We start from the raw sequence: 11,564 nt of genomic DNA on the forward strand, positions 1-11,564 counted from the left end.
GGACCCGCCGACGGCGAAGGGGGGCACGGCCGGAGCCGCACCCCCCTTCGCCCGTCCGTGACCTACAGGCCGTAGCGCTCGCGCGCTTCCTTCACCGAAGCCGCCTTGACCTCGCCGCGTCGGGCGAGCTGTGCGAGGGCCGCGACGACGATCGACTCGGCGTCCACGCCGAAGTGGCGGCGGGCCGCTTCACGGGTGTCGGAGAGGCCGAAGCCGTCCGCACCGAGCGAGGACCAGTCCTGCTCGACCCACTGCGCGATCTGGTCGGGGACCTGGCGCATGTAGTCGGAGACCGCGAGGACCGGGCCCTCGGCGCCCTGCAGCGCCCGGCGCACGAACGGCTGGCGCTCCTCGCCGCGCAGCAGGGCCGCGTCGGCGTCCAGAGCGTCGCGGCGCAGCTCGGTCCAGGAGGTCGCGGACCACACGTCGGCGGCCACGCCCCACTCCTCGGCGAGCAGCTTCTGCGCCTTCAGGGCCCAGTGGATCGCGGTGCCCGAGGCCAGCAGCTGGATGCGCGGCGCGTTGGCCGCGGCGACCTGCACGCCGGCCGACTCCGCCGTGTTGAAGCGGTACAGGCCCTTGAGGATGCCCTCGTCGACGCCGGGCGCCGACGGCTTGGCCGGCTGCGGCATCGGCTCGTTGTAGACCGTCAGGTAGTAGAAGACGTTCTGGTCCTCGCCCGGGGCCGCCTCGCCGTACATCCGGCGCAGACCGTCCTTGACGATCGCCGCGATCTCGTACGCGAACGCCGGGTCGTAGCTGAGAGCGGCCGGGTTGGTCGCGGCGATGACCGGGGAGTGGCCGTCGGCGTGCTGCAGGCCCTCGCCCGTCAGCGTCGTCCGGCCCGCGGTGGCGCCGACCAGGAAGCCGCGGCCGAGCTGGTCGCCGAGCTGCCACATCTGGTCGGCCGTGCGCTGCCAGCCGAACATCGAGTAGAAGATGTAGAACGGGATCATCGCCTCGCCGTGCGTGGAGTACGCGGTGGAAGCGGCGATGAAGTCGGCCATCGAACCGGCCTCGGTGATCCCCTCGTTGAGGATCTGGCCGTTCTCGGCCTCCTTGTAGTACATCAGCTGGTCGCGGTCGACCGGCTCGTACGTCTGGCCCTTGGGGGAGTAGATCCCGAGCGACGGGAACAGGCTCTCCATGCCGAAGGTGCGCGCCTCGTCGGGGACGATCGGCACCCAGCGCCGGCCGCTCTCCTTGTCGCGGACCAGGTCCTTGACCAGCCGGACGAAGGCCATGGTCGTCGCCACGTTCTGCGAGCCGGAGCCCTTGTCGAAGGAGGCGAACGTCTTGTCGGCGGGGGCGGGCAGCGGGGCGAGGGCGTGCGTACGGCGGGCCGGGGCCGGGCCGCCGAGGGCCGCGCGGCGCTCCTGGAGGTAGCGGACCTCGGGGGAGTCGGCGCCCGGGTGCCCGTAGGGGACGACCCCGTCGACGAACTGCGCGTCGGAGATCGGCAGCTCCAGCAGGTCGCGCATCGTCTTGAACTCGTCCACCGAGAGCTTCTTCATCTGGTGGTTGGCGTTCTTCGAGGCGAAGCCCTCGCCGAGCGTGTGGCCCTTGACCGTCTGGGCCAGGATGACCGTCGGCGCGCCCTTGAACTCGACGGCGGCCTTGTAGGCGGCGTACACCTTGCGCGCCTCGTGACCGCCGCGGGAGAGGTGGAAGCACTCGAGGATCTTGTCGTCGCTCAGCAGCTTCGCCATCTCGGCGAGCGCCGGGTCCTTGCCGAAGAAGTCCTCGCGGATGTAGGCGGCGCCGCGCGTCTGGTACGTCTGCACCTGCGCGTCCGGTACCTCGCGCAGCCGGCGGACCAGCGCGCCGGTGGCGTCCAGCTGGAACAGCTCGTCCCAGGCGGAGCCCCACAGCGACTTGATCACGTTCCAGCCGGCGCCGCGGAACTGGGCCTCCAGCTCCTGCACGATCTTGAAGTTGGCGCGGACCGGGCCGTCGAGTCGCTGCAGGTTGCAGTTGATGACGAAGGTCAGGTTGTCGAGGCCCTCGCGGGAGGCGAGTGCGAGTGCCGCCGTCGACTCGGGCTCGTCCATCTCGCCGTCGCCGAGGAACGCCCACACGTGGGACGCGGAGACGTCCTTGATGCCGCGGTTGGTGAGATAGCGGTTGAAGCGCGCCTGGTAGATGGCGGAGAGCGGGCCGAGGCCCATCGACACCGTCGGGAACTCCCACAGCCAGGGAAGCCTGCGGGGGTGCGGATACGACGGGAGGCCCTCGCCGCCCGACTCCTGGCGGAAGTTGTCCAGGTGCTGCTCGGTCAGCCGGCCGTCGAGGAAGGCGCGGGCGTAGATGCCGGGGGAGGCGTGGCCCTGGATGTAGAGCTGGTCGCCCGAGCCGTCGGCCTCCTTGCCCTGGAAGAAGTGGTTGAAGCCGGTCTCGTACAGCCAGGCGGCCGAGGCGAAGGTGGCGATGTGGCCGCCGACGCCGTGCTTGCTGCCGCGGGTGACCATGGCCGCCGCGTTCCAGCGGTTCCACGCGGTGATCCTGCGCTCCATCTCCGGGTCACCGGGCGCGGACGGCTCGGCAGCGGTGGGGATGGTGTTGACGTAGTCCGTCTCGAGCAGCTTGGGCAGCGCGATGCCGTTGCCCTCGGCACGCTCCAGCGTGCGGCGCATCAGGTACGCGGCACGGTGCGGCCCGGCCGCCTTGGCGACCGCGTCCAGAGAGGCCTGCCATTCGGCGGTCTCCTCCGGGTCCCGGTCGGGGAGCTGGTCGAGCGCGCTGGGCTGGATGGCCTGGGGGTCGGTCATGTCGCCGCCTTCCTCAGTCGAAGGGGGTTCCCTCATCGGCAAGGGTTCGGGGTGCCCTAGGTCTTTGGCAGGACAGGGCGTGGAGCCCGGATGCGGCGTCGTTGTACGGCTCCGCGCGAGACCCGTCGGCGACAATAACCCGCTGATCGATGATCGATCAAAGGGTTGAGGGGGAAAACCTCTTGATCACGAGAAAGTAGGCACCCGGTGCCTTTCGGGCAGGCACCGCGTGCCGTACATTTCGGCGGTTTTCGCAGGTCGGAGCCCACGTATGAGCGCGTGTACGCTCCACTGGACGCAGCTGATCCCCGCCCTGCCCCCGGCTCGGCCCGGGGGTCGCGTGCCGGTCCTGCCCGGGGTCGTGTGCCTGCCCGGGGGTCGCGTGCCGGTCCTGCCCGGGTCGTACGTCGGGCCCTACGGGCGGGGGGCGCAGCCGAGGACGTGCGCCTTCACCAGCTCCGCGATCCGCGGATCCCGTCGCCGGAACGCCTGCACCAGCTCCTCGTGCTCCTCCGCGTACGACTGTTGCACGGTCCCCAGCCAGCGGATGGACAGCGCCGTGAACACCTCGATGCCGAGGCCCTCCCAGGTGTGCAGCAGCACGGAGTTCCCGGCGGCCCGCACCAGTTCACGGTGGAAGCCGACGGTGTGCCGTACCTGGCCGGTGCCGTCGGACGCGCGGTCGGCCTCGTAGAGGGCGGCGACATGCGGTTCCAGCGCCGAGCAGTCCTCGGCCAGCCTCCCGGCCGCCAGCTCCGCCGCGATCGCCTCCAGGCCCGCCCGGACCGGGTAGCTCTCCTCCAGGTCGGCCGCCGTCAGGTTGCGCACCCGCACGCCCTTGTTCGGCGCGGACTCGATCAGCCGCAGCGACTCCAGCTCGCGCAGCGCCTCCCGCACCGGCGTCTGGCTGACCTCCAGCTCGGTGGCGATCCGCCGCTCCACGATCCGCTCGCCCGGCTGCCAGCGCCCGCTGACGATCCCCTCCACGATGTGCTCGCGGATCTGTTCGCGCAGCGAGTGGACGACGGGCGCGGTCATGAAAGCTCCTTTGAGGAGAGGCCCCACGGGCCCCCGGGGGCGTTTGACGTTTAGACAATACGGCCGTGAGCGCTTTCCAGAAGGGCGCGCGGGGGTGCTTTTACGCAGGTGAGACGAGACTTACACGAGCGTGACCGCGGGCCGGCCCGCGGGCCGGCCACGAGTCGGCTCGGAGGTGGAGAACCGCGCGCAACGCGTTGTCGACGAGGGCCGTCCCCCCGGGGCCGATGTCGCCGTGCGCGGTGCGCGTGCCGAAGCGGGCTGCCCCGAGCCGGAACTCATGAGGCCGGAACTCATGAGGCCGGAACGAAGGCGCCCCCGCCCGGAAAACCGGACGGAGGCGCCTGTGCTGCTGGACCGACGGGGTCAGAGGCCGAGCTCGACCTCGAACTCGCCGGCCTCGAGAATCGCCTTGACCGCGGTCAGGTAACGGGCCGCGTCGGCTCCGTCGACCAGACGGTGGTCGTAGGACAGGGTCAGGTACGTCATGTCGCGGACGCCGATGACCGTGCCCTCCTCCGTCTCGATGACGGCCGGACGCTTGACCGTCGCGCCGATGCCGAGGATCGCGACCTGGTTCGGCGGCACGATGATCGTGTCGAACAGCGCGCCTCGCGAGCCGGTGTTGCTGATGGTGAAGGTCGCGCCGGACAGCTCGTCCGGGGTGATCTTGTTCGCGCGGACCTTGCCCGCAAGATCGGCCGTGGCCTTGGCGATGCCGGCGATGTTCAGGTCGCCCGCGTGCTTGATGACCGGGGTCATCAGGCCCTTCTCCGAGTCCACCGCGATGCCGATGCTCTCGGTGTCGAAGTAGGTGATCGTGCCCTCGTCCACGTTGATCCGGGCGTTGACGGCCGGGTGGGCCTTCAACGCCTGGGCCGCAGCCTTGACGAAGAACGGCATCGGGGAGAGCTTGACGCCCTCGCGGGCCGCGAAGGAGTCCTTCGCCTGCGCGCGGAGCTTCATCAGCCGGGTGATGTCGACCTCGACGACCGAGGACAGCTGCGCCTGCTCGTGCAGCGCCTTGACCATGTTGTCGCCGATGACCTTGCGGATGCGGGGCATCTTCACGGTCTGGCCGCGCAGCGGGGAGGCCTCGAGCGTCGGGGCCTTCTTCGCGGCGGGCGCGGCCGGGGCGGCGGCGGCCGGAGCCGGAGCGGCGGCGGCCTTCGCGGCCTCGGCGGCGGCGATGACGTCCTGCTTGCGGATGCGACCGCCGACGCCGGTGCCCTTGACGGCGCCCAGGTCGACGCCGTTCTCGGCGGCGAGCTTGCGCACCAGCGGGGTGACGTAGGCGCCCTCGTCGGCGGGCTGCGCGGGAGCCGCGGCCGGAGCCGGGGTGACCGGGGCCGGAGCGGGCGCCGGCGCCGGAGCCGGAGCGGCCGGGGCGGCGGCGACCGGAGCAGGGGCGGGAGCCGCAGGCGCCGGCGCCGCGGGGGCGGCGGGGGCCTCGGCGGCGGGCGCCGGAGCCGGGGCGGCCGGGGCCGGAGCGGCGGCCGGAGCCGCGCCCGGGGCGCCGATGACGGCGAGCTTGGCGCCGACCTCGGCGGTCTCGTCCTCGGCGACCGTGATCTCGAGCAGCACACCGGAGGTGGGCGCCGGGATCTCGGTGTCGACCTTGTCGGTGGAGACCTCGAGCAGCGGCTCGTCGGCCTCGACCGAGTCGCCGACCGACTTCAGCCAGCGGGTGACGGTGCCTTCGGTGACGGACTCGCCGAGCGCGGGCAGGACGACGTCCGTGCCCTCGGCGGAGCCGGCGCCGGAAGCGGCCTCGGCGGTGGGAGCCGGGGCGGGAGCCGCCTGCTCGGTGGAGGGCTGGGCGGCCGGGGCCGGCTCGGGGGCCGGCGGAGCGACCTCCTCGGCGGCCGGGGCGGGCGCAGCGGCGGGCGCGCCGCTGCCGTCGTCGATGACGGCCAGCTCGGCGCCGACCTCGACCGTCTCGTCCTCGGCGACCTTGATGGAGGCCAGGATGCCGGCTGCGGGGGAGGGGATCTCGGTGTCGACCTTGTCGGTCGACACCTCGAGCAGGGGCTCGTCGGCCTCTACGCGCTCACCCTCGGCCTTCAGCCAGCGGGTGACAGTGCCCTCGGTGACGCTCTCGCCGAGCGCCGGAAGGGTTACGGAAACCGCCATGGTTTCGGTTGCTCCTTAACGATTGCGGAAGTCTGGGTCGTCGCTTCGACGTGGTACGACCGAGGGTCAGTCGTGCGAGTGCAGCGGCTTGCCCGCCAGGGCCAGGTGGGCCTCGCCGAGCGCCTCGTTCTGCGTCGGGTGGGCGTGGATGAGCTGCGCGACCTCGGCGGGCAGCGCCTCCCAGTTGTAGATCAGCTGGGCTTCGCCGACCTGCTCGCCCATGCGGTCGCCGACCATGTGGACGCCGACCACGGCACCGTCCTTCACCTGGACGAGCTTGATCTCGCCCGCGGTGCCCAGGATCTTGCTCTTGCCGTTGCCCGCGAGGTTGTACTTCAGAGCGACGACCTTGTCCGCGCCGTAGAGCTCCTTGGCCTTGGCCTCGGTGATGCCCACGGAGGCGACCTCGGGGTGGCAGTACGTCACCCGGGGGACGCCGTCGTAGTCGATCGGGACGACCTTCTGGCCGGCCAGACGCTCCGCGACCAGCATGCCCTCGGCGAAGCCGACGTGCGCGAGCTGGAGCGTCGGGACCAGGTCGCCGACGGCGGAGACGGTCGGGACGTTGGTGCGCATGTACTCGTCGACCAGGACGTAACCGCGGTCCGTCGCGACGCCCTGCTCCTCGTAACCGAGACCGGCGGAGACGGGCCCGCGGCCCACCGCGACCAGCAGGACCTCGGCCTCGAACTCCTTGCCGTCGGCCAGGGTGACCTTGACGCCGTCGGCGGTGTACTCGGCCTTCGAGAAGAAGGTGCCCAGGTTGAACTTGATGCCGCGCTTGCGGAACGCGCGCTCGAGCAGCTTCGAGGAGTTCTCGTCCTCGACCGGCACGAGGTGCTTGAGGCCCTCGATGACCGTCACGTCGGCGCCGAAGGACTTCCACGCCGAGGCGAACTCGACGCCGATGACGCCGCCGCCCAGGATGATCGCGGACTTCGGCACGCGGTCCAGGACGAGGGCGTGGTCGGAGGAGATGATCCGGTTGCCGTCGATCTCCAGGCCCGGCAGCGACTTCGGCACGGAGCCGGTCGCGAGCAGCACGTGGCGGCCCTGGACGCGCTGCCCGTTCACGTCGACGGAGGTCGGGGAGGACAGGCGGCCCTCACCCTCGATGTACGTCACCTTGCGGGAGGCGATGAGTCCCTGGAGGCCCTTGTAGAGGCCGGAGACGACGCCGTCCTTGTACTTGTGGACGGCGGGGACGTCGATGCCCTCGAAGGTGGCCTTGACGCCGAACTGCTCGCTCTCGCGGGCCTGGTCGGCGATCTCGCCCGCGTGCAGCAGGGCCTTGGTGGGGATGCACCCCCGGTGCAGGCAGGTACCGCCGACCTTGTCCTTCTCGATCAGGGCGACGTCCAGGCCCAGCTGCGCCCCGCGCAGGGCCGCGGCGTAACCACCGCTACCACCGCCGAGGATCACTAGGTCGAAAACGGTGCTGGCGTCGTTCGCCACGTCACGTCCTCCATGCATGTGCGCCACGCCGGTCTCCAGTGACCGGTCGGCGGCTGGTGTCCGGCCGCTCTGTCTCGGCCCTGTGGTGGGGGCCCTGTCCTGCCGAGCCCCATCCTCGCACTTGTCGGACCCCGACGAGACACGGGGCCGGGGTGTGAGACACCCCACGCTCACTTGTGACAGACCTGAGAGGTGCTCAGGGGTGCGGGGAACTGCGCGACCAGCCACGTACGACCCGCGCCCGCCGGTACGACGGACGGAGCCGAGTGATCAGGCGCACAGTCCCCCTCCCGGAGGGACCAGCGCGTGTTTCGAAAGTCCCGTCTGCCCGGCGACGCCTGGCACGCACTCCCCCAGAGGGGGGACCCCCAGCCGCGTTGTCGGGATCACCCCGACACAACCGCTATCGGCGCGACCCTCCGCCTTGCGATCGCACGCACCGGACGCCGCCGGGCCTGCCCTTCGGGCAGACGACGCTCCTTTCGAAACACGCCCTAGCCGAGGTCGCCGGCGGCGGTCAGTTCGGCCAGCCGCACCAGCGTCCGCACGGCGGTGCCGGTGCCGCCCTTGGGGGTGTAGCCGAAGGGGCCGCCCTCGTTGAACGCCGGACCGGCGATGTCCAGGTGCGCCCAGGTGATCCCCTCGCCCACGAACTCGCGCAGGAAGAGACCGGCCACCAGCCCGCCGCCCATCCGCTCGCCCATGTTCGCGAGGTCCGCGACGGTGGAGTCCATGCCCTTGCGCAGGTGCTCCGGCAGCGGCATCGGCCACGCGGGCTCGCCGACCTCCTCGGCGGCCTCGTGCACCGCGGAGCGGAACGCGTCGTCGTTCGCCATGATCCCGAAGGTGCGGCTGCCGAGCGCCAGCATCATCGCGCCGGTCAGGGTCGCCACGTCGACGATCGCGTCCGGCTTCTCCGCGGAGGCCGCCCACAGCGCGTCCGCGAGGACCAGCCGGCCCTCGGCGTCGGTGTTGAGGACCTCGACGGTCTTGCCGCTGTACATGCGCAGCACGTCACCCGGGCGGGTGGCGGAGCCGGACGGCATGTTCTCGGCGAGCGCCAGCCAGCCGGTGACGTTCACCTCGAGCCCGAGCCGGGCGGCGGCGACGACCGCGGCGAAGACCGCCGCGGCCCCGCTCATGTCGCACTTCATCGTCTCGTTGTGCCCGGCCGGCTTGAGCGAGATGCCGCCCGAGTCGTAGGTGATGCCCTTGCCGACGAACGCGAGGTGCTTCGTCGCCTTGGCGGACGTGTACGACAGCTTGACCAGGCGCGGAGCCGCCGCCGAGCCGGCGCCGACGCCGAGGATGCCGCCGTAGCCGCCCTTGACGAGCGCCTTCTCGTCGAGGACCTGCACCTTGATGCCGTGTTCCTTCGCAGCGGCCTGCGCGATGCCGGCGAACGCCTCCGGGTCGAGGTCGTTCGGCGGCATGTTGATCAGGTCGCGGGCCCGGTTGAGCTCCTCGCCGACGGCGGCGGCCCGCAGCAGCGCGGCCTTGTGGGCGGCGTCGCGGGGCTTCCCGCCGAGCAGGGCGGCCTCGGCGAGCGGCGCCTTGGCGTTCTTGGCCTTGGCGTCGCTGTTCGAGCGCGCGTTCTGCTTGTAGGCGTCGAAGGAGTAGGCGCCGAGCACCACGCCCTCGCCGATCGCGCCGATGTCGCCGGCGTCGGTCACGGGCAGCGCGAAGGCGGCCTTCTTGGAGCCGCCGAGGATGCGGGCGGCGGCGCCGGCCGCCCTGCGCAGCGCCTCGGGCTCGTAGGCGGCGTCCTTCTCGGGCTCGGAGCCGAGGCCCACCGCGAGCACGAGCGGCGTCTTGAAGCCGGCCGGGGCGGGCAGCTTCGTCACCTCGCCCTCGGCGCCGGAAGCCCCGAGGGTCTCCAGAACGCCGGCGAGCCGGCCGTCGAACGCCGTGTCGACGGCTTCGGCGCCTGGGGCAACGATCGGGCCCTTTACGCCCTTGGCGACACCGATCACGATCGCGTCGGCCCGCAGGCCGGGCGCCGCGGCGGTGCTGAGAGTGAGAGCAGTCACGGTGGTGAAATCTCGCTTCCGATGTGGAGTTGCTGTGGCCGGAGCACGGTTCGACCGGGCCCGACAGCCGACCCTGGATGAGGGCCGTGGGTGCGGTCGTGTCCGGGGTGCGTCCCACCGGCGCGGCGAACCGGCGTGGCGAATCCCGGAACGAGCGTACGCGTGCCTGTGCGTCCGCTCATGCGCGCGAGCCTTCGCCCCTGTCGGTGGCGTCGTCTCCGCCGGACGATCCTCGCACTACCGTGACCGGCGCACACCCCTCGGGTTCCCCACCGGCCACGGCCGCCCCCCGCGCGACGCAGGACGACGCCTACCCGCCCAGCGCCAGCACCGTCAGCGCGGTCGTCGCCGCGGTCTCCGCCAGCCCGCCGAACACGTCACCGGTGACCCCGCCGAGGCGGCGCGTGCAGTGGCGCAGCAGGAGTTCGGCGGCGGCGAGGGCCAGGACGACCGAGGAGGCCGTGCGCACCCCGTCGGCCGTGCCGGACAGCCCGCCGCAGAGGGCCGCGACGACGACGCAGACGGCTGCCGCGCCCGCCGCGCCCGCGACCGGAACCACCCCGGCGACCGCCGCGCCTAGCCCCTCCGGCCGGGCCGCCGGGACCCCGGCGCGGGCGGCCAGGGTGAGCGCCAGTCGCGCGGCGACGGCCGAGACGACGGCGGCGACCGCGCCCCGCGCCCAGGAGTCGCCGTACGCCTGCGCCAGCGCGGCCGTCTGGGCGAGCAGCACCAGGACGAGCGTGAGCACGCCGAACGGGCCGATGTCCGACTGCTTCATGATCCGCAGCGCGTCCTCGGCGGGCTTGCCGCTGCCCAGACCGTCCGCGGTGTCGGCCAGCCCGTCGAGATGCAGCCCCCGGGTGAGGACGGCCGGCACGGCGGCCGAGGCGACGGCGGCGAGCAGCGGGCCCGCGCCCAGCCGCAGCAGCAGCAGCCCGAGCCCCGCCGCGCAGCCGCCGACGACCAGCCCGACCAGGGGCGCGCTCAGCATCCCGCCGCGTGCTGCCGGACGGTCCCAGCGGGTCACCCGCACCGGCAGAACGGTGAGGGTGCCGAAGGCGAAGCGCAGGCCGTCGAGGGATGAGGCGGGAGGCGGGGCAGTGGACACCGCGGCAGACTACGGCCTGCCCGCCCGGCGGATCATGCCGGGGACGACCGCCGGGACGGCCGCCGGGCAGCCCCCGGCCGGTCACGGCCCCGCCCGGCCGCACCAGCCCTAGCCCGGACGCCCCGCCCGCGAGGCAGCGCGCCCCGCTCACCGTGAGACTGGGGGCATGGGCGACTGGCTGCAGCGCAACATCGTCGAACCGGGCAAGCTCCCGCTGCTTCTCGCCCTGATCGCTTTCGTGGCCACCTTCCTGATCACCCGGGTCATCACCCGCCTCATCCGGGCCGGCAAGGGTCCGTTCGGCAACGTCAGCTCCGGCGGGGTGCACATCCACCACGTCGTCCCGGGCGTCGTGCTGACCGTCGCGGGCGGATTCGGCTCCGTGGCGAGCGGCCGGCACGGCTTCGGGGCGGGCGCCTTCGCGGTGGTCTTCGGCATCGGCACGGGCCTGGTCCTCGACGAGTTCGCGCTGATCCTGCACCTGGACGACGTGTACTGGACGGAGGCGGGCCGCAAGAGCGTGGAGGCCGTGGTCCTCACGGCGGCGCTGGGCGGACTGCTGCTCGTGGGCTTCTCGCCGTTCGGCGTCGACGGGATGAGCGAGGAGGAGCTGCAGGACCGGGGAAGCGTCCTCGCGACCGTCGGGGCGAACGTCCTCTTCTCGCTGGCCGTGCTCACCAAGGGCAAGGTCAAGACAGCCGTGTTCAGCGTGTTCGTCCCGTTCGTCGGGCTCATCGGCCTGGTCCGGGTGGCCCGGCCCGCCTCGCCGTGGGCCCGGCGGTTCTACCGGCGGCGGCCGCGGGCCCGCGCGAAGGCGATGCTGCGCGCCTACCGGCACGACCGGCGCTGGGCGAGGCCGCGCCGGCTGGTGGGGGACTGGCTCGGCGGCAAGACGGACGCGGAGCTGGCTCAGTCCGGCGAACGCAGGTGAGGGGGCCGGTCCGGCGAACGCAGGCCAGGGGGCCGGTCCGGCGAACGGAGGTGGCGGCGGCGGTCCGGCGCGCGTGGGCGACGGCGCCGGTCCGGGCCGCC

At 72.6% G+C, this 11,564-nt stretch carries 7 protein-coding genes; 1 reads left to right on the forward strand and 6 read right to left on the reverse strand.

Annotated elements, in window-relative coordinates; all coding sequences use genetic code 11:
• Positions 1-62: 62 nt before the first annotated feature.
• The 6 genes from aceE to ACN6LD_RS29645 form a co-directional block, all read right to left on the reverse strand.
• A complete protein-coding gene (aceE, locus tag ACN6LD_RS29620; RefSeq protein ID WP_445044805.1) occupies positions 63-2,768 on the reverse strand; it encodes a pyruvate dehydrogenase (acetyl-transferring), homodimeric type in 2,706 nt (901 codons plus the stop codon).
• A 414-nt stretch (positions 2,769-3,182) separates the two neighbouring features.
• Positions 3,183-3,806 carry a GntR family transcriptional regulator gene (locus tag ACN6LD_RS29625; RefSeq protein WP_057583364.1) on the reverse strand — a complete coding sequence of 208 codons (624 nt, stop codon included), beginning with the start codon at positions 3,804-3,806 and terminating at the stop codon, positions 3,183-3,185.
• Between the two features lie 366 nt (positions 3,807-4,172).
• Entirely contained in the window at positions 4,173-5,939 is a 1,767-nt protein-coding gene (gene sucB / locus ACN6LD_RS29630) for a 2-oxoglutarate dehydrogenase, E2 component, dihydrolipoamide succinyltransferase (RefSeq protein ID WP_445044806.1), read from the reverse strand.
• 66 nt (positions 5,940-6,005) lie between these two features.
• Positions 6,006-7,394, reverse strand: a complete 1,389-nt coding sequence (lpdA, locus tag ACN6LD_RS29635; RefSeq protein ID WP_319191410.1) for a dihydrolipoyl dehydrogenase — start codon at positions 7,392-7,394, stop codon at positions 6,006-6,008.
• A 494-nt stretch (positions 7,395-7,888) separates the two neighbouring features.
• A complete protein-coding gene (locus ACN6LD_RS29640) occupies positions 7,889-9,424 on the reverse strand; it encodes a leucyl aminopeptidase (protein ID WP_319191412.1) in 1,536 nt (511 codons plus the stop codon).
• Positions 9,425-9,734: 310 nt separating this feature from the next.
• Positions 9,735-10,532 (reverse strand): adenosylcobinamide-GDP ribazoletransferase, encoded by a 798-nt coding sequence (locus ACN6LD_RS29645; protein WP_445044807.1) that lies wholly within the window; start codon positions 10,530-10,532, stop codon positions 9,735-9,737.
• Positions 10,533-10,698: 166 nt separating this feature from the next.
• Between ACN6LD_RS29645 and ACN6LD_RS29650 the strand changes: the two genes are divergently transcribed.
• Entirely contained in the window at positions 10,699-11,463 is a 765-nt protein-coding gene (locus tag ACN6LD_RS29650) for a hypothetical protein (RefSeq protein WP_319191415.1), read from the forward strand.
• Positions 11,464-11,564: the final 101 nt, after the last annotated feature.

The sequence above is a fragment of the Streptomyces sp. SAS_272 genome, from assembly GCF_052543235.1.

Excerpts from the sequence above, each read along its gene's own strand:
- ACN6LD_RS29625 (WP_057583364.1), bottom strand. The coding sequence starts at position 3,806 with ATGACCGCGCCCGTCGTCCACTCGCTGCGCGAACAGATCCGCGAGCAC.
- sucB (WP_445044806.1), bottom strand. The coding sequence starts at position 5,939 with ATGGCGGTTTCCGTAACCCTTCCGGCGCTCGGCGAGAGCGTCACCGAG.
- aceE (WP_445044805.1), bottom strand. The coding sequence starts at position 2,768 with ATGACCGACCCCCAGGCCATCCAGCCCAGCGCGCTCGACCAGCTCCCC.
- ACN6LD_RS29650 (WP_319191415.1), top strand. The coding sequence starts at position 10,699 with ATGGGCGACTGGCTGCAGCGCAACATCGTCGAACCGGGCAAGCTCCCG.